21 protein-coding genes and 1 pseudogene are annotated in these 17,166 nt (G+C 36.5%); 16 read left to right on the top strand and 6 right to left on the bottom strand.

Translation table 11 applies throughout. The features are described from left to right. Positions 1 to 97: 97 nt before the first annotated feature. From sufB to MHI22_RS11255, 11 genes are all read left to right on the top strand, one after another. Positions 98 to 1,495, top strand: a complete 1,398-nt coding sequence (gene sufB, locus MHI22_RS11305) for a Fe-S cluster assembly protein SufB (protein ID WP_271910798.1) — start codon at positions 98 to 100, stop codon at positions 1,493 to 1,495. Between the two features lie 259 nt (positions 1,496 to 1,754). Continuing rightward, complete coding sequence (locus MHI22_RS11300) at positions 1,755 to 2,750, top strand: ABC transporter substrate-binding protein (protein WP_340811977.1); 996 nt, start codon at positions 1,755 to 1,757, stop codon at positions 2,748 to 2,750. A gap of 177 nt (positions 2,751 to 2,927) precedes the next feature. Further along, positions 2,928 to 3,785, top strand: coding sequence for a DUF72 domain-containing protein (locus MHI22_RS11295; RefSeq protein WP_058844833.1), 858 nt, complete (start codon positions 2,928 to 2,930; stop codon positions 3,783 to 3,785). Further along, positions 3,785 to 4,609, top strand: coding sequence for a sulfite exporter TauE/SafE family protein (locus MHI22_RS11290; RefSeq protein WP_340811975.1), 825 nt, complete (start codon positions 3,785 to 3,787; stop codon positions 4,607 to 4,609). The genes MHI22_RS11295 and MHI22_RS11290 overlap by 1 nt, the downstream gene beginning before the upstream one ends. 20 nt (positions 4,610 to 4,629) lie before the next feature. Further along, positions 4,630 to 5,997, top strand: a complete 1,368-nt coding sequence (locus MHI22_RS11285; protein WP_058844835.1) for a bifunctional metallophosphatase/5'-nucleotidase — start codon at positions 4,630 to 4,632, stop codon at positions 5,995 to 5,997. A gap of 33 nt (positions 5,998 to 6,030) precedes the next feature. Beyond that, complete coding sequence (locus MHI22_RS11280) at positions 6,031 to 7,140, top strand: HD-GYP domain-containing protein (RefSeq protein WP_036119715.1); 1,110 nt, start codon at positions 6,031 to 6,033, stop codon at positions 7,138 to 7,140. A 23-nt stretch (positions 7,141 to 7,163) separates the two neighbouring features. Next, on the top strand, positions 7,164 to 7,961 hold the full coding sequence (gene yunB, locus MHI22_RS11275; protein ID WP_051891599.1) for a sporulation protein YunB: 798 nt from the start codon (positions 7,164 to 7,166) through the stop codon (positions 7,959 to 7,961). Positions 7,962 to 8,067: 106 nt separating this feature from the next. After that, entirely contained in the window at positions 8,068 to 8,985 is a 918-nt protein-coding gene (lipA, locus tag MHI22_RS11270; RefSeq protein ID WP_036119719.1) for a lipoyl synthase, read from the top strand. Positions 8,986 to 9,018: 33 nt separating this feature from the next. Then, positions 9,019 to 9,366 (top strand): YutD family protein, encoded by a 348-nt coding sequence (locus MHI22_RS11265; protein ID WP_036119722.1) that lies wholly within the window; start codon positions 9,019 to 9,021, stop codon positions 9,364 to 9,366. Positions 9,367 to 9,483: 117 nt separating this feature from the next. Continuing rightward, a complete protein-coding gene (locus tag MHI22_RS11260) occupies positions 9,484 to 10,011 on the top strand; it encodes a D-glycero-alpha-D-manno-heptose-1,7-bisphosphate 7-phosphatase (RefSeq protein WP_058844836.1) in 528 nt (175 codons plus the stop codon). A gap of 59 nt (positions 10,012 to 10,070) precedes the next feature. Beyond that, positions 10,071 to 10,259, top strand: coding sequence for a hypothetical protein (locus tag MHI22_RS11255; RefSeq protein ID WP_170829885.1), 189 nt, complete (start codon positions 10,071 to 10,073; stop codon positions 10,257 to 10,259). Positions 10,260 to 10,343: 84 nt separating this feature from the next. On the opposite strand, the gene MHI22_RS11250 is transcribed toward MHI22_RS11255, so the two are convergent. After that, positions 10,344 to 10,610 carry a DUF3055 domain-containing protein gene (locus tag MHI22_RS11250; RefSeq protein ID WP_036119730.1) on the bottom strand — a complete coding sequence of 89 codons (267 nt, stop codon included), beginning with the start codon at positions 10,608 to 10,610 and terminating at the stop codon, positions 10,344 to 10,346. A gap of 88 nt (positions 10,611 to 10,698) precedes the next feature. On the opposite strand from MHI22_RS11250, the gene MHI22_RS11245 reads away from it, so the two are divergent. Both MHI22_RS11245 and MHI22_RS11240 read left to right on the top strand, forming a co-directional pair. Then, positions 10,699 to 11,157 (top strand): DUF86 domain-containing protein, encoded by a 459-nt coding sequence (locus tag MHI22_RS11245; protein ID WP_036119733.1) that lies wholly within the window; start codon positions 10,699 to 10,701, stop codon positions 11,155 to 11,157. Then, on the top strand, positions 11,154 to 11,906 hold the full coding sequence (locus MHI22_RS11240; RefSeq protein ID WP_340811973.1) for a TIGR01457 family HAD-type hydrolase: 753 nt from the start codon (positions 11,154 to 11,156) through the stop codon (positions 11,904 to 11,906). The genes MHI22_RS11245 and MHI22_RS11240 overlap by 4 nt, the downstream gene beginning before the upstream one ends. 80 nt (positions 11,907 to 11,986) lie before the next feature. On the opposite strand, the gene MHI22_RS11235 is transcribed toward MHI22_RS11240, so the two are convergent. Continuing rightward, the gene (locus tag MHI22_RS11235) at positions 11,987 to 12,223 is read right to left on the bottom strand and encodes a YuzB family protein (RefSeq protein WP_036119739.1); all 237 of its coding nucleotides are present in this window, start codon (positions 12,221 to 12,223) and stop codon (positions 11,987 to 11,989) included. 269 nt (positions 12,224 to 12,492) lie between these two features. On the opposite strand from MHI22_RS11235, the gene MHI22_RS11230 reads away from it, so the two are divergent. Continuing rightward, on the top strand, positions 12,493 to 13,557 hold the full coding sequence (locus MHI22_RS11230; protein ID WP_340811972.1) for an NAD(P)/FAD-dependent oxidoreductase: 1,065 nt from the start codon (positions 12,493 to 12,495) through the stop codon (positions 13,555 to 13,557). A gap of 71 nt (positions 13,558 to 13,628) precedes the next feature. On the opposite strand, the gene MHI22_RS11225 is transcribed toward MHI22_RS11230, so the two are convergent. Further along, positions 13,629 to 13,964 (bottom strand): YuzD family protein, encoded by a 336-nt coding sequence (locus tag MHI22_RS11225; protein WP_141905624.1) that lies wholly within the window; start codon positions 13,962 to 13,964, stop codon positions 13,629 to 13,631. 83 nt (positions 13,965 to 14,047) lie between these two features. Between MHI22_RS11225 and MHI22_RS11220 the strand changes: the two genes are divergently transcribed. Continuing rightward, positions 14,048 to 14,284: a NifU family protein gene (locus MHI22_RS11220; protein ID WP_004228295.1), complete on the top strand. Its 237-nt coding sequence runs from the start codon at positions 14,048 to 14,050 to the stop codon at positions 14,282 to 14,284. A gap of 48 nt (positions 14,285 to 14,332) precedes the next feature. Here MHI22_RS11220 and MHI22_RS11215 read toward each other — a convergent pair whose 3' ends face one another. Then, positions 14,333 to 15,025: a DUF2225 domain-containing protein gene (locus MHI22_RS11215; protein ID WP_058844838.1), complete on the bottom strand. Its 693-nt coding sequence runs from the start codon at positions 15,023 to 15,025 to the stop codon at positions 14,333 to 14,335. 186 nt (positions 15,026 to 15,211) lie between these two features. Between MHI22_RS11215 and MHI22_RS11210 the strand changes: the two genes are divergently transcribed. After that, a complete protein-coding gene (locus MHI22_RS11210) occupies positions 15,212 to 15,586 on the top strand; it encodes a HesB/IscA family protein (RefSeq protein ID WP_036119760.1) in 375 nt (124 codons plus the stop codon). 212 nt (positions 15,587 to 15,798) lie between these two features. On the opposite strand, the pseudogene MHI22_RS11205 reads toward MHI22_RS11210, so the two are convergent. After that, positions 15,799 to 16,320, bottom strand: a pseudogene (locus tag MHI22_RS11205) (GNAT family N-acetyltransferase). Positions 16,321 to 16,506: 186 nt separating this feature from the next. Continuing rightward, entirely contained in the window at positions 16,507 to 17,058 is a 552-nt protein-coding gene (locus MHI22_RS11200; protein WP_036119763.1) for a hypothetical protein, read from the bottom strand. Between the last annotated feature and the right edge of the window lie 108 nt (positions 17,059 to 17,166).

Genomic DNA, 17,166 nt, shown 5'->3' with positions numbered 1-17,166 from the left:
TACATCCTTGTTGCTTGGATGAAAGCAACATGGCTTTCATCCAAGACAAGGGTTGAATACCTGGAGAAAATACATCTCAGTGAACGGAGGAGAAACGATGGCTAAAAAAATGCCTGATATCGGCGATTACAAATACGGATTCCATGACAAGGACGTATCAATTTTCCGTTCAAAACGTGGTTTAACTGAAGAAATCGTCCGTGAAATTTCAAATATGAAACAAGAGCCAGAGTGGATGCTTGAGTACCGCTTAAAAGCACTTGAAACATTTTATACAAAACCAATGCCACAATGGGGTGGCGATCTTGGAGATTTAGATTTTGATGAAATTACGTACTATGTAAAACCATCAGAAGCTACACAACGATCATGGGATGAAGTACCTGAGGAAATCAAAGCTACATTTGATAAATTAGGTATTCCAGAAGCAGAACAAAAATATCTTGCTGGTGTATCAGCACAATATGAGTCTGAGGTAGTTTATCACAACATGAAAAAAGATCTTGAGGATCTTGGTATTGTGTTCAAAGATACTGACTCAGCTTTACGTGAAAACGAAGATATTTTCAAACAATATTGGGGCAAAGTAATTCCTTACACGGACAATAAATTTGCTGCATTAAACTCAGCTGTATGGTCAGGTGGATCATTTATCTATGTACCACCAGGTGTAAAAGTAGAAACACCATTACAAGCTTACTTCCGTATTAACTCTGAAAACATGGGTCAATTCGAACGTACATTAATTATCGTGGACGAGGGTGCACACGTACATTATGTTGAGGGTTGTACAGCACCTGTTTATACAACAAACTCTTTACACTCTGCAGTTGTAGAAATTGTTGTACGTAAAGATGCTTATTGCCGTTATACAACGATTCAAAACTGGGCGAATAACGTTTACAATCTTGTAACGAAACGTACAGTTGTTGAAGAAAACGGTACAATGGAATGGATTGATGGTAACATCGGTTCTAAGTTAACAATGAAATACCCAGCATGTATCCTTAAAGGTGAAGGTGCTCGTGGTATGACATTATCCATTGCATTAGCAGGTAAAGGACAGCACCAACATGCTGGCGCAAAAATGATCCATATGGCACCAAACACATCTTCAACAATCGTATCGAAATCGATTGCTAAACAAGGTGGTAAGGTAACTTATATGGGACAAGTTCGTTTTGGTCCTAAAGCTAGTGGTGCACGTGCGAACATCGAATGTGACACACTAATCATGGACAATCAATCGACTTCTGATACAATTCCGTACAACGAGATCTTAAATGATAATGTTTCTTTAGAGCATGAAGCAAAAGTTTCAAAAGTATCTGAAGAGCAATTATTCTACTTAATGTCTCGCGGAATTTCTGAAGAAGAAGCGACAGAAATGATTGTAATGGGCTTCATCGAGCCATTCACAAAAGAACTACCAATGGAATACGCAGTAGAAATGAACCGTCTGATTAAATTCGAGATGGAAGGGTCTATCGGGTAATTAACTTACCACCCCTAGTCACAGTAAAACTTGTGACTAGGGGTTTTTTTATGATCTGATATATCAGATCGAAAATGGATTTTTGTAATATATTAAAATAATACTGGATTTTTGGATGAATACATACTAAAATGATAATGAGAATCAATATCAATTGAAAAGTAGGAGCTGATAAAATAATTTCATGTTCAATGCTTCAATATGCCAGATGACATAGCTGTTTGTCATAACGATAACAATTTAAAGGAGATTATTGTCAATGAAAAAGAAGTTTCTATTTATTAGTGTCATCGCATTATTTATGCTGATCCTAGCAGCATGTGGTGAGAAAAAGACTACGGAAGAGGAAACATCCACAGATACGCCAAAAGAAGAAGCAACGCAAACAAAAGATGAATCTACAAATGAAGATGGTACGAGAACAATTGAATATCTTGGTGAAAGCTATGAAGTACCAGAAAAGGTCGAAAGAATTGTTGTAACAGGTGCTATGGAAGCGATGGAGGATATGGTTGTTCTTGATGTTCATCCAGTAGGAGCTATTGCTATTGGTGGCAAGTTCCCTGAGCTATATGCTTCTGTAACAGACAAAGCAGAATCAATTGGTGAGAAAATCAAACCAAATTTTGAAAAAATATTAGAATTAGATCCTGATGTCATTTTAGGTTCAACAAAGTTCCCAGAAGAAGTACAAAGTAAATTAGAGAAAATCGCTCCTACTATTTTAGTGTCACATATATCGACGAACTGGGAGTCTAATTTAAACTTATTAGCTGAATTAACAGGTAAGCAAGCAGATGCAGAGAAAATCTTAGCTACATATAAGGCAGATATTGAAGCTGCTAAAACGACGTTAACTGAGAAACTACAAGATAAAAAAGTAGCTGCTGTTCGTATTCGTGGTGGACAGGCTTATGTTTATCCAAAAGAAGTATTTTTAAATGCTGTTCTTTATGGAGAACTCGGTTTAGCAGTGCCTGATGAAGTTGCGAAAGCAAAAGCACAAGAAGCCATTTCTGTGGAACAACTGGCAGATATGAACCCTGATTATTTATTTGTACAGTTTTCAACAGATGAAAATGCGGATGCACCAAATGCTTTAGAAGACTTTAAAAACAATCCAATCATCCAAAATATTAATGCCTTTAAAAATGACCAAGTGTTTGTCAATGTACTTGATCCATTAATGGAAGGTGGCCCAGCTTATAGCCGAATTAAGTTTTTAGAGGCTATCCAACAAAATCTTGTGAAATAATAGGTAGCCGAATTAAGTAGCATGAGTTCAAGGGTATATGGACTCATGCTTTTTCTTTTGCATATAAGAGACAAACCTTCATTTTGAATGTACAAAAGAATGCGATATTTTTTACATGATGTTTATTTCTAGTATCATACTGTGTGCTATGATTATGTACATAGAGGAGGGTGTCACATGATTGTAGTTGGATTAACTGGTTGGGGCGATCACCCTTCACTTTCTAGTGGAGTGACTACCTCAAAAGATAAATTATTTGATTATACAGGTCATTTTTTAACGGTCGAAGTCGATACGTCTTTTTACGCCATCCCGTCCAAGGAGCATGTTCGTAAATGGTGTGAGGATACACCCGAAAATTTTCGTTTTGTTGTAAAGGCGTACCAAGGTATGACTGGCCATTTGCGTGGTGATATACCTTTTGAAACAAAAAATGATATGTTCAATGCTTTTATCGAATGTGCGAATGAATTTAAACGTTATGGAAAGCTAGCGATGGTATTAGCACAATTTCCACCGTGGTTTGATTGCCAGGCAAAAAATGTACAATATTTATTGTATATACGGCAGCAGCTCAAGGATTTTGAAGTAGCTATTGAGTTTCGAAATCAAACATGGTATGCAGAAAATGTCGTACAGCAGACGATGGATTTTTTACGTGAACATCAATTTATTCATACGATTTGTGATGAACCACAGGCTGGTGTAGGTTCAGTCCCCTTCTATCCTGTAGTGACGGCGAGTAAAGCACTTATCCGTATCCATGGGCGCAATATCCATGGGTGGCGCAACACAGGGAATGCTGAAAATTGGCGTAAAGTTCGCTTTTTATATGATTATAATAAAGAAGAATTACAACAGCTTGGGCATAGCATGCAAAAGCTTGAAAAAGAGGTCAATGAACTCTTCGTATTATTTAATAATAATTCAGGTAATCATGCAGCGAAAAATGCAAAGGAGCTACAAGACATGTTGAATATTAAAGATGTTGGACTAGCGCCTAAACAATTAAACATGTTTGAAGGGGAACTATAATGGAATTTATTTTATTAGTTATCATTGCACTATTGGCGGGTCTAATTGGCTCATTGGTTGGGCTAGGTGGTGGTATCGTTTTAGTACCAGCAACCTTATATATTGGTTTAAATCTAGGAATGATTCCAGATATTACGCCTCAAAAAGTAGTGGGTTTATCAGTTGTTATGATGATCTTTACAGGGCTAGCCTCCACATTAAGCTATATGAAATCCAAAACGGTGGATTATAAAAGTGGCTTTATATTTTTTCTTGGAAGTATTCCAGGAACGATTCTTGGAGCTTGGGTCAATAAAGGATTAGACTTACCATCCTTCAATTTATATTTTGGTATTCTGCTTATTATTTTATCAATCATTTTGCTTGTCCGTGACAAGTTGAAGCCAGTAAAATGGTTTGTGAAAAATGGTACGCAACAAGAATTTACAGACTCTGAGGGCAATACCTTTGTATATGGCTATCCTATTTGGTTTGCCTTTATATTAACATTTTGTATTGGCTTTGCTTCTGGGTTGTTCGGCATTGGTGGTGGCTCGATGATTGTACCAGCAATGATTATTTTGTTTTTATTTCCACCACATGTCGCAGTGGCAACATCGATGTTTATGGTGTTTTTAACGTCCATTGTAAATTCCTCAAGCCATATTTACTTCGGACATGTGCCGTGGCTCTATACAATCCCTGTTATTCCAGGGGCCTATATTGGGGCAAAATTGGGGGCGGCATTAAATAAAAGAATTAAATCAGATACGCTTGTACTCGCCCTAAGGATTATTTTATTATTATTAGGAATTCGTTCCATTATAGAAGGCATATTAGCTTAATTTGAAATGAGGTGGCTTTAATGCTTGAAAAAATCCATATTTTTCACACAAATGATTTGCATAGTCATTTTAAGTATTGGCCACGTATGCAAAGCTATGTGAAAGAGATGCGTAACAATCTAGCGGCAATAGGGGAAACAAGCTATTTATTTGATGTTGGAGATCACTTAGACCGTTCTAATATTTATACAGAGGCGACGGTTGGGAGAGGCAATGTACAATTACTTAATGAGGCAGGTTATGATGTAGTGACAATCGGTAACAACGAAGGCATTACATTGTCACATGAAGAGCTCTTCCATTTATATGATGATGCCAATTTTGAAGTTGTGGTGGCGAATGTCTATGCCTCTCAAGGGGAAAAGCCATCTTGGATGAAGCCCTATGTTATTTTAACAACAGAAACAGGTACAAAAATAGGTGTAATTGCTGCTACAGCCATGTTTGAAGTGTATTATCAAGAATTAAATTGGCATATGGACGATGCCCGCAGTACATTGCTACGTCTAGCACATCAACTACGTAAAGAGGTTGACATTGTTGTGTGCTTGTCACATTTAGGCATTACAGAGGATGAGCTCTTAGCGGAAGAATGTCCCGAAATTGATGTGATATTCGGGTCCCATACACATCATGTCTTGCCAACTGGCAAACATATCAATGGTGTTTTACTGACAGGTGGAGGGAAATTTGGCCAATATACAGGTCATCTTGTCATAGAATATGATAAAAAAATGAGGAAAATTGTTGAAAAAGAGGATACTTTAATTCATAATAAGGATTTGCCAATTGTTAATAATGAACAGAAAATGGTACAGTTTTGGGAGGATGAAGGTAACAGAATACTGGATACACCAGTCTTTACAACAAATAAATCCTATAACAAGGAATGGTTCCATTACTCACAGCTATCAGATTTATTTGCACATGCCATTTTGGAAAAAAGCGGTGCCGACTGTGCATTGTTCAATGCAGGTATCTTTTTAGATGGTTTACCGAAGGGCACTGTAACTGCGCTAGATTTGCATCGAATTTTTCCACATCCTATTAATTTATGTACAATTGAATTATCCGTTGCAGAAATGAAAGAAATTTATATGCAATCCAAAAATGAAGAGTGGCCCTATATCGAATTAAAAGGTTTAGGGTTTAGAGGCGTTATTTTTGGGAAAATGTTGACATACGGATTTTCAATGAATGACAATCGCCAATTATTGATTAATGGCAAGCTAGCGGATCACGATCATATTTATAAACTTGTGACGTTAGATTTATTTACATTTGGTTATTTTTATCCAAGCTTTAAATATGCGAAGAAACAATATATTTTACCTGAATTTTTACGAAACATTATGATAGATTATGGTCAAAGATTCTTTAAACAATAGAGAGAGTTTAAAGAATGGATTGGGGAAGAAATCATGCGATTAATTTCAATCGATGTATTAAAAGAAGGAATGGTATTAGGTAGAACCATTTGGAATGAGGCAGGTCATCCACTTTTAAAGAAAGATGTTGTTATTAATGACCGGATTATTCAACGACTTCAACAGTTAAATATGCATTATCTATATATTAACGATGATATTTCTGAAGGTATAGAAGTAGAAGAGACCGTTCCACCTGCTATGCGAAATAAAGTGATTACAACTATAAAGGATTCATTCCAATCCATTGATGGTTGTAATCCCGTAAATGCCTCTTATATATTAGATCAGCAATCAAAGACAATTGTCTCAATTGTAGATGAACTACTTTCTGCAGTTACTGGAAATGATGAAATTTTAACTATTTTAACAGATGCTTATTTATTTGATGAATATTTATATCAACACTCCTTCCAAGTGACCTTGTACTCCATTGCGATTGCCAAAGAGCTTGGTTATTCGGCTGAGGATTTACGCTTAATCGGTATTGGTGCTTTACTGCATGATGTTGGTAAACTCATGGTACCTAAAGATATATTAACAAAGCCTGATCGTCTCACTAATGATGAGTTTGAAACAATGAAAATGCATGCTCGTTATGGTTTCGATTTATTGCGCAATCTACATTCTATCTCATTACTTGTGGCACATTGTGCTTTTCAGCATCATGAGCGAATTGACGGAAGCGGCTATCCAAGAGGGCTTGTTGATTTTGAAATTCATCCTTTTGCCAAGATTATTGGCGTGGCAGATGTTTTTGACGCAGTTACAACCAATCGTGTTTACCGTGAAAAGATGCTACCCTCACAAGGGTTAGCAATTGTTGAAGCAGGCTCTGGTACTCTTTATGATGCTCGTGTTGTAAAAGCGTTAAAAAGGGCAGTGGTCCACTATCCAAATGGCGTTATTTTAAAATTATCGGATGGACGACGCGGTATTGTATCCAGACAAAATACATTGGATGCAGCATTACCGTGGATTCGTATTTTTGAAGAGCAAAATCAATTGCTCGCAGCTACATATGAAATCAATTTAGTGGATTATCCTAGTGTTTCAATTGAAAGTGTTGAGACCGATTACGTGGCTTCCGCAAAAGTAGAATAAATTGCTCCCCCTGTTCATACGTTATGGAACAGGAGGAGATTTTTTTGTTTTTCCCTCGAAAAAGGATGAAATTACGCTCATATAATCAAAGGGGAATACGTCTTAATCGATTAACAATTTTAATTGTGAGTACGGTTATTTGCCTTATATTATTTATTTATTATTTAAACGAACGGCTCATGCCAACCTATTTGCAGTATGCCGAGGTACAAACCACTAAGATTGCGTCATACGTTGTGAGCAAAGCCATTAATTCACGTACCTCAAATGTATTAGATGTCAATGATATCATTCAAGATATTCCTCCCGGTACATCTGAAATGATGACGACTAAGTTTAATACAGAAATTATTAATCGTGTTCGAGCAGAGACATTAGAGCTTGTTAAAATGTATTTAGAGCAAGCTGAACAAGGAGAATTATCGCATTTACCTGAATTAGATAATGTTGAATATGATATTAACAGAATTCAGGAAGGTGATGGTATTGTCTTCTTTGTACCTCTTGGTCAAGCGGCCAATATACCTTTGCTCGGAAATTTAGGGCCAAAGATTCCGATACGCTTCCACGTGATTGGAAATGTTCATAGCAATGTGACGTCCTCCATTCAGGAATTTGGGATCAACAGTGCTTATGTGGAGGTAGGTATTCATTTAGAAGTCAATGTACAGATTATTGTCCCGTTCGCTAGTAAATCTTCAACCGTTGCACAAGATATCCCTGTAGCAATGGGCTTAACGAGAGGTCCTGTTCCAAACATTTATACAAATAGTAGTGATGCACCGCAACCCTCCATCGAAATACCTGTCCCTTATAAGTAGAAATGTTATTGTGATAGTTGTTGGAGCTCCTTTAATATGTTACATTGACAACAGTGAAGATAGTTAATATTAAAAAATGCATATTTTTGATAGGGGCGATATTCGTATGACATCTTGTAAACCTACAAGTAAAGAAGAACATGTAAGAAAACCAGACTGGCTAAAAATAAAACTAAACACGAACGACGAATATAAAGGGCTTAAAAAGCTGATGCGTGAGAAAAATCTGCATACAGTATGTGAAGAAGCTCGCTGTCCAAATATCCATGAATGCTGGGGAGAAAGACGTACTGCTACCATGATGATTCTTGGTTCCGTTTGTACACGTGCTTGTCGTTTCTGTGCAGTCAAAACAGGGTTACCCAATGAACTAGATTTGGCTGAACCAGAGCGCGTTGCAGATTCAGTAGCAATTATGAACTTAAAGCACGTTGTAATCACAATGGTAGCGCGTGACGATTTAAAGGATGGCGGTGCGCAAGTATTAGCCGAAACAGTTCGTGCTATTCGCCGTAAAAGTCCTTTCACATCTGTTGAGGTGCTGCCATCAGATTTAGGTGGTATAAAAGAAAACCTTCAACTGCTAATGGATTCGAAACCAGATATTTTAAACCATAATATTGAAACGGTACGCCGTTTAACACCAAGAGTACGTGCTCGTGCAAAATACGAACGCTCATTAGAGTTCCTTCGCTTGGCTAAAGAGATGCAGCCAGAAATTCCAACGAAATCATCGTTAATGATTGGCTTAGGCGAAACACACGAAGAAATTTTAGAAGTAATGGACGATTTACGTGCGAATAATGTAGATATTATGACAATCGGTCAATATTTACAGCCAACGAAAAAGCATTTACCAGTTAAAAAATATTATTCACCAATTGAATTTGGTAAACTGCGTAAGATTGCCATGGAAAAAGGCTTTAAACATTGTGAAGCAGGCCCACTTGTACGTAGTAGTTATCATGCAGATGAACAAGTAAATGCTGCAACAAAAGAACGTCAATTACAAGCAGAACTCTAAACGTCAAGGCTGAACGAAAAGGGTGGTGTCACTTTGATCATAATTGAAGGATTAGAATATGAACTAATAAAGGATTATCGAGAAGCCTTTCAGGAGGAAGTTTTTCAGGAAAGGTATTCAGATATTTTAGCCAGATATGATTATATTGTAGGGGATTGGGGCTATAATCAATTACGTTTAAAGGGTTTTTTTGATGATAAAAATCAAAAATCAACTTTTGATACGAAAATAAGTACGCTTCAAGACTATCTATATGAGTATTGTAATTTTGGCTGTGCTTATTTTGTGTTACGTAAAACGGGCAAAGTCATGAAACAGCCCGAAGTGTTGGATACAAGTGTGGTAACAAAGCCAACAGACCAAGAACCTTTAGCGGAATAAAAAAGATAAGAGAAACCTGATGTGATAGGCATCAGGTTTTTTCTTGTGTCCTTGTTTTCTTTTGCAGTAATGGGGGAAAACTAAAGCACAAAACAGCTTATTAAAGGTGTGTTGCATATGAAAAGAGCCGTATTTTTAGATCGCGATGGTGTCATCAATGAGGTACTAACGAGTCGTGTGAAATTTGTCAATAAGCCTAAGGATTTATACTTTTTACCACAGGTGCCTGAGGCGATCAAGAAGTTAAATAAACATTTTGATTATGTGTTTGTTGTGACAAATCAAGGTGGTGTCGGTTTAGGTTTCATGAAGGAAACGAGCTTACAGAAAATACATGAGCATATGGTGAAGGAGCTCAAGAAAAAAGGCGCCACTATCCATGAGGTCGTTTATTGTCCACATAAGCCTAGGTCGGGCTGTGCTTGCCGAAAGCCCAATAGTAAATTAATTGTGGATTTAGCGAGGAAATATAACATTGATGTATCTAAATCCTATATGGTTGGTGATACGGACACGGATATAATTGCAGGCAAACAAGCAGGAACAAAGGGTGTATTTTTAGGAGACCAAGATCCATTAGCAGATGCCGTTTTCCCAGATTTAATAAGTGCTGCACATTGGATTATTGAGGATTCAACGACTTAATTAGTGTGAAAAAAAGAAGTATAAAACATTAAAAAAAGGATAATTTATGAGTGGAGGTGATGATATTGGCAAAGAACAAGCGCGATAAAAAGCCATTAGATCGTGAGGAATACGGATATGGTTTTGATATAAGTGTAGATGATTTAGCGGTTATTGGTCAAAATCAGCAAGCAAAAAAACAAAATGATGAAGAAAACAAAGACAATAAGCCCCATAATAAAAATAATCCATCTACTTTAAATAAATAACAATACGTAAAAAGATTTCGCAATCGCCTACAGGTAACGCGGAATTTTTTTATGCCCTAAAAAAAACACCCAATAAAAAGGGTGTTAGTTCAATAATTCACGTAAATATTCTCGTAATTCTATCGTTTCTTCCTCTGTGCGATTGTACACATGTTCTAAGTAACCAGGTTCTTCTATATCATCAGGGCCGATGATAGCAAAGCGACCAAATTGAATATCCATGACAAGCACTTTTCCAAAGAAGCGGCCTGATTGTAAAATAGCTAAATCATAACGTAGCTTTTTCCCAGCAAAACTAACAAAGCGTGTTTTTGTATCTTCTACATCATCATATAAAAAAAAACGTTCCATCTTTTAATCTCCTTCCAGTCCTATAGTTATGGTACTATAGAAGAGAAAAGACTATCAACTTTTAATGATTTGAATGGGGGCTTTCCTTGTGTATTTTGTAGATCGTAATAAAATCACAAAAAATTTACAGTACTTAGATGGGCTATTAACTATTTTGGAGACAGAGGATAATGATAACTGGCTTCAAAATGATATAAAGAAATTAGCTATCGAGCGAATTGGACACAACATTATGGAGTCAATGATGGATGTAGGCAATTTAATGATTGACGGTTTCATTATGCGTGATCCAGGAAGCTACGAGGATATCATCGATATTTTAGTCGATGAAAAAGTTGTAGCTGCTGAAATGGAAGCACCATATAAAGCAGTTGTTGGCTTGCGTAAAATGCTTGTACGCGAGTTTATAGATGTAGATATCCCAGAGGTTATTCAGGTACTAACAGCCAATTTAGAGGCTTTAAAGCAATTCTCGCCAGCAGTCCACCATTATTTAACAAATGAATTAGGTCCAGTTTCTGCTTTTTTACCAGAGGACCATCAATGAAACAATATAAAGCCTATTGCTTTGATTTAGATGGCACTGTCTATCGCGGGAAGGAAGGAATTCCTTCAGCGGTTGCGTTTATTCATCGTTTACAGCAAGCAGGAATTGAGCCATTTTATGTAACGAATAATTCTTCGAAGACGCGAGAACAACTGCAGGAAGCTTTAATGTCTATTGGTGTAAGCGCACCATTAGAGCATATTTATTCAAGTGCATTGGTAACAGCAAAATATGTGGCACTCCATTTCGCAGGCAAAAAAGTAGCCATGATGGGCACAGATGGAATACGTCAGGCATTACTCAATGAAAATATTGAGCCTGTTGAAGATGAGCCGGAAGTATTTGTTATGGGGATTGATCGTACGCTTGATTATATGGCACTTGCTAGAGCAACGATTTTTGTCCAAAAAGGGGCAACCTTTATTGCGACTAATCAAGATATTAAATTCCCGACAGAGTACGGCTTTTTACCAGGCAATGGTTCTTTTGCTCGCTTAGTAGGAGAGGTTGCAGATGTTGAACCAATCTATATTGGTAAACCATCACCAGCCATGCTGGAAGTAATCGCTACAGAACATGGAATGGCTAAAGAAGACATGGTGATGATTGGTGATAACTATGACACGGACATTATGTGTGGTATTCATTTTGGCTGTGACACCATTCATGTGAATACAGGTGTTACTCCTACAAAGGTTGTACTAGAAAAAGAATGTCAACCTACATATGTAGTGGATGTATTAAAATAATAAAAGGATGTTTATGCTGATTTTTAGCATAACATCCTTTTTATTTGTTCAAATTTATTTCATATAGGCATTTTAGAAAACTACCATAATGGATTTTCTTCAATAAATTGATAAATGGCTTTCGTTAATGCATCAGGAGAATCGGCTTCTACTAATTCACCATTTACAATTGCATAAAAAGATTCCGAGCACTTTGTACAATAACTGAGGCAGCCATATTCCAAAACGTCGATGTTTGGATCGCGTTCGAGTACTTCATAAGTTGCTTGAGAGCCATTTGCTAAATTACTTATACAAAATTCAACCATTGGATTCATTCATGTCACCTCACCAAAGTAATGCTACTCGGTTTTACGATTTTCGTCAATTATTTATGTTTAAGGTAAAAGAAACGTTTTTTGATAAAAGATAAAGGGAATTCGTTATTAATAGCTCTAAAATCAATCGAAATGAACAAGTTCTCATTTATTATGTGAAATCTTTCACAAAATTTCATTCTGATATTGTGAAACTTCTCACAATCGGTTATACTCGTTTGTGGATACTTTGTGAACAATTATTAAAAGAGATATAAAAGGAGACTATTATGGGTAAATTAGTACTTTTAGGTGGCGGCTACGGCAATATGCGTGTCATGCTTCGTCTATTAAATAGCTTACCATTAGACAGAGAGGTAGTTATAGTAGATAGAGCCCCTTTCCATAGTTTAAAAACAGAATTTTATGCATTGGCGGCAGGGACTGCAACAGATAAAGAAATTCGTGTAAGCTTCCCAGAGCATGAACGTTTAACGGCTGTATATGGAGAAGTCGTTGAAATTAATCGTGCAGAAAAAGTAGTCCTTTTAGAAGATGGGCAACGTATTGAATATGATGATTTAGTCATTGGGCTTGGCTGTGAAGATAAATATCATGGTGTACCAGGTGCGGAAGAGCACACATATAGCATTCAAACGATGGGACAATCGCGCGCAACATTCCAAGCACTTTGTGGTTTACCAGCTGGGTCTACAGTGGGAATTGTAGGGGCTGGCTTGAGTGGAATTGAGCTTGCAAGTGAGCTACGTGAAAGTCGATCAGATTTAAAAATAAAGTTATTTGACCGTGGTCAACGTATTCTTAAGGATTTTCCAGAAAAACTAAGTAAGTATGTAAAGGATTGGTTTGTTAAGCATAATGTTGATGTTATAGCCAACTCCAATATTACAAAAGTAGAACCAGGTAAAATTTTTAATCACGAAGATGAAATTTTACTCGATGCTGTCGTTTGGACTGCAGGTGTACAGCCTGTCAAAATCGTTCGTGATATGGATGTTGAGAAAGATAAACATGACCGTCCACTTGTCACTCAGTATTTTAATGTATTTGATGATGAACATGTCTATATTGTAGGGGATTGTGCTTCATCAGATTTACCTCCAACAGCACAGTTAGCTGAGGAACAAGCGGAGCAAATCGTAAAAGTACTTCGTATGCGTTGGAAAGGTGAACATTTACCAGAGAAGATGCCGGACATTAAATTAAAAGGCTTCATGGGGGCTCTTGGTAAAAAACAAGGCTTTGTGTACTTAGCTGATACAACAGTCACTGGACGTATCGCGCGCTTAATGAAATCAGGATTATTATGGTATTACAAACGTCAAAATGATTAATTAGCTACTGTCTTTCATAGAGAGAAAAGGGATTGCTCTAACATCATGTTGAAGCAATCCCTTAGCTTTGTTTAAACAGTTTCGTCTGGAACAAAGCCTAAATTTTCAAGTGCTGTAAATACAGGCTTTAATTGCACATAGCCTTCACCAACAACTTCATTATTTATGAGGACAAGAGGGTAAAAAAACTCATCTTCTTGAATACGTTTGGCATACTCTTGGTCGCGATCATTCTCAATTGGACCTTCAATATCAATATAGCGAATATCGTAGGTTTGATCTGGGTACTTACGGTCGATGGCTGCTTGAAGCCACTCATATGTATCTTTTGAAGATGGAGCATTGACACAGCTAGCACAGATAACAGCTGTTCCATAAATTTCAATCATCGGTTTTGTTGATGGCATAGTATTTTCTCTCCTTGTGATTCAATATTGGATTTTTTCTGTTGCTAACATTATAATCATTATAAGGAAAGGAGTCGAGATAAATGGCAGAAGCAACAATTAACGACCAAGTACAAGAGGTATTAGATAAATTACGTCCATTCTTACTACGTGACGGTGGAGACTGTGAATTAGTAGATGTTGAGGATGGCGTTGTTAAATTACGTTTATTAGGTGCATGTGGCAGTTGCCCAAGTTCTACGATTACATTAAAAGCTGGTATTGAACGTGCTTTACTAGAAGAAGTACCAGGTATTGTGGAAGTAGAGCAAGTATTCTAAGCTATCATAAAAAGTTCTAGCTGTCAGCACAGCTAGAACTTTTTTCAGCTATACATGGCGTGCATGTTCTTTCTCTTCACGTATAATGGCCCATTGCTCTTTCGCCATATCCACAATTTTTGCTTCGCCCCCAGCACTTTGTTTTTCAATGACTCTTGAAAAGAAACGTGTGGCATTTTCAATATCTCCAATGCGTCTGGATAATTCAGCAATCATATACATGATGCGGACAGCTGACATTTGTGTGGAGCTGTAATCCTCGGTAGAATAAGATTCCATATAATAATCACGTGCTAATTTCATAAAGCGCTCCTCTTGTCCACTATTGTTCAACGAACGATAGAGCCAAGCAAGACGTAAAGTTAATCCGGCAATCGCTACATTTTTTTCTTTTTTAATTGTGCCACAAAGAAAAGCTAACTTATAGGCTTGAATCGCTTGAAATACGGTACGTTCACCCTTGAAATCATGGTGCACCCATTTTTCCGTGATGTGTGTACGAATTTCATCTTGAATACCTGGTGCAAAATATTTTGTAAAGTCTTCTGTAAAGGAGAAGCCGCAATGCTCGCAAACAAAGACGTTGTAATAAAGAGCATTGACATCATCTGCATAGATCGGTTGAAAATCTGTTTCGGTATGGTCTACTTTAATAAATTTTGAGCGTACCTTTAATGTTGGAAATTCTTTTTTGCAATTCAAACATTGAATTTTTTTTTCGTAATATGGTGAAATCTCCATATATATTCCCCCCTACAAAGAAGTCGTTGTAACTATTATACCAATAGAGTTTTTATTAACATGAATAAAAAATACTAAAAATGTGAAAAATATTAGAATTATGACTAAAAATCGACTTGAAGCTGAATGTTTGTCATACAATGGTCAAAATTGATATGATAATACGTAAGAAGGAAGGTGATTGGGATGACAAGTACAAAAAAAGTAATTGAAGTTACACAAGCTGCTGGCTTTCATATTAATGAAATGATGGAGCATAATGAAGAACAAGGTTCTTTTTTACGTGTAGTGGTGAACGGTGGCGGCTGTAGCGGACTATCCTATGGCATGCACTTTGATCAAGAGAAAAAAGAGGATGACTTTGAAGATGTACAGCATGGTTTAACAATTCTTGTTTCCCGTGAAGATGCGCCGATTTTGATGGGAACAAAAATTGACTATAAACAATCGCTAATGGGCGGTGGCTTCACAATTGATAATCCAAATGCTATTGCATCATGTGGCTGTGGTACTTCATTTAAAACAGCTAAACGTGAAGGTACACCTGAGGTTTGTGAATAAAAACTTGTATCAGGAAGTTGATAGATAAGTGTACACAATCCTTAAAATAAGAACACAACCCTAAAATAGCGGTTTAGGGTTATAGATACCAAGCCTTTTTGATTTGTATGTTGGGATAACAACAAATTGAAGAGGCTTTTACTATGGTTTGCAAACATAAAAATTTAAAACGAAAGCCCCGTTTATATAATGAAACAGGGCATTCTAATAATCTAAAATTTATAATACCAAAAAATCGCTATTTCATTTGCTGTTGGAAAGTTTGCATAAAGCATTGTATCCACTGCACCTATTATAAAGTGATTTTTGGCATAAAAATGACAAGCTGAAACATTGATATCCTGTGTTTAAAGCGTGACACCACAAAAGCTCCTTTCTTTTGCCCACTCAATTGCTTTATTTAGTAAGGCAGTACCAACACCCTTTTTTCTATAATCCTTTGCAACAGCAATATCTTCAATAAGTGCATATCCATTCCAATTGGAGCACATCTTAATCTGCCCAACACAGTTGTTTTCAATATAATAAAAAAATACAGCTTTCTCAACTTCCTCTATGTAACGAAGGTCCATTTCATCATCATCATATTTCTTGAAGTAAGGATCAACAAATATTTCCTCTGTGAATGTCCAAATATTATTTGCATATGTCGGTACAATCCTTCCTGAAACCATAAAACCGTCGTTTGTTTTATTAAAATCCTTTATATTATCTTGAGTCATTTTAATAATCATTTTCATCTCCCTTTCTCCATTGAGGTAGGATTTCTACCTATCTTAAGCCAAACTAACATCTACCTTCTTTAATGGAATTCCCGACAGCAGGAAATTGGAATTTACATGTTTACATTGGTGGGACCCTCTTTGATGAAATAATAGTTAATGTACAGTCAGTTCTAAGAAAAGGGCTTCTTTCATGGGCTAATCAGATTTTTCACGCTCAATAAACTTTGCCTCATTTAAAATAGCTAGCTGGTAAATGGCCCTTTTTTCATCGAGACCAAATTGTCCGTTTTCCTCGATAACAAATTGTTCATTGTTTGTTGTTTGAAAGTAATACGTTCCTACAGAGCCTATTTCATATTCGTAGATAACCTCATTTATATCTTGCCATTTATAAATAATTTGTTTGTGATAATGTTGAAAAACGATTTGATCCTTTTGTATGGCGCTATAGCTTAAAAAAGAATAATAACCTAATACGAAGCTGCTTAAGATGATTGCAGAAGAAATGGCGTAAATATATGGATTTCTTTTTAATCCGAGGACAATCAAAGCTAATACTATCAATCCGATGGCTATTAAAAGCATAATAAAGTTGCTAGGAGGTGTAATCAGTACGACATTATCCCTATTAAAATAAAATGTATGCGATATAGTTAAGGGCATAAAAAAGGCAAGAAAAGGAGTTAATATTGCTAACATAAGTGCTGTTATAAAGTACTTTGCTCGCACTGAGAGTGCATTTAACATAAGGTCTCCTCCTAAATCAAACTTCCTTGTTATTGAAAGTGTAACATATTTACAAATAAGGTATGTATACGCATTTTTATAGTATATAAAGATTGGTCTTAAAATTCT

Source organism: Lysinibacillus sp. FSL L8-0312 (assembly GCF_038003285.1).
Classification (GTDB): Bacteria; Bacillota; Bacilli; order Bacillales_A; family Planococcaceae; genus Lysinibacillus; species Lysinibacillus fusiformis_D.
Note: the sequence above shows the minus strand (reverse complement) of the source record. Positions and strands in the feature narration are given on the sequence as shown.

Bases quoted from the DNA above. Each gene is read 5' to 3' on its own strand.
- MHI22_RS11230 (WP_340811972.1), top strand. From the start codon at position 12,493: ATGGGTAAATTAGTACTTTTAGGTGGCGGCTACGGCAATATGCGTGTC.
- MHI22_RS11295 (WP_058844833.1), top strand. From the start codon at position 2,928: ATGATTGTAGTTGGATTAACTGGTTGGGGCGATCACCCTTCACTTTCT.
- MHI22_RS11260 (WP_058844836.1), top strand. From the start codon at position 9,484: ATGAAAAGAGCCGTATTTTTAGATCGCGATGGTGTCATCAATGAGGTA.
- MHI22_RS11235 (WP_036119739.1), bottom strand. From the start codon at position 12,223: ATGAATCCAATGGTTGAATTTTGTATAAGTAATTTAGCAAATGGCTCT.
- MHI22_RS11215 (WP_058844838.1), bottom strand. From the start codon at position 15,025: ATGGAGATTTCACCATATTACGAAAAAAAAATTCAATGTTTGAATTGC.
- MHI22_RS11225 (WP_141905624.1), bottom strand. From the start codon at position 13,964: ATGCCATCAACAAAACCGATGATTGAAATTTATGGAACAGCTGTTATC.
- MHI22_RS11220 (WP_004228295.1), top strand. From the start codon at position 14,048: ATGGCAGAAGCAACAATTAACGACCAAGTACAAGAGGTATTAGATAAA.
- MHI22_RS11240 (WP_340811973.1), top strand. From the start codon at position 11,154: ATGAAACAATATAAAGCCTATTGCTTTGATTTAGATGGCACTGTCTAT.
- MHI22_RS11255 (WP_170829885.1), top strand. From the start codon at position 10,071: ATGATATTGGCAAAGAACAAGCGCGATAAAAAGCCATTAGATCGTGAG.
- lipA (WP_036119719.1), top strand. From the start codon at position 8,068: ATGACATCTTGTAAACCTACAAGTAAAGAAGAACATGTAAGAAAACCA.
- MHI22_RS11200 (WP_036119763.1), bottom strand. From the start codon at position 17,058: ATGTTAAATGCACTCTCAGTGCGAGCAAAGTACTTTATAACAGCACTT.
- MHI22_RS11290 (WP_340811975.1), top strand. From the start codon at position 3,785: ATGGAATTTATTTTATTAGTTATCATTGCACTATTGGCGGGTCTAATT.
- sufB (WP_271910798.1), top strand. From the start codon at position 98: ATGGCTAAAAAAATGCCTGATATCGGCGATTACAAATACGGATTCCAT.
- MHI22_RS11210 (WP_036119760.1), top strand. From the start codon at position 15,212: ATGACAAGTACAAAAAAAGTAATTGAAGTTACACAAGCTGCTGGCTTT.
- MHI22_RS11285 (WP_058844835.1), top strand. From the start codon at position 4,630: ATGCTTGAAAAAATCCATATTTTTCACACAAATGATTTGCATAGTCAT.
- MHI22_RS11280 (WP_036119715.1), top strand. From the start codon at position 6,031: ATGCGATTAATTTCAATCGATGTATTAAAAGAAGGAATGGTATTAGGT.
- MHI22_RS11300 (WP_340811977.1), top strand. From the start codon at position 1,755: ATGAAAAAGAAGTTTCTATTTATTAGTGTCATCGCATTATTTATGCTG.
- yunB (WP_051891599.1), top strand. From the start codon at position 7,164: ATGGAACAGGAGGAGATTTTTTTGTTTTTCCCTCGAAAAAGGATGAAA.
- MHI22_RS11250 (WP_036119730.1), bottom strand. From the start codon at position 10,610: ATGGAACGTTTTTTTTTATATGATGATGTAGAAGATACAAAAACACGC.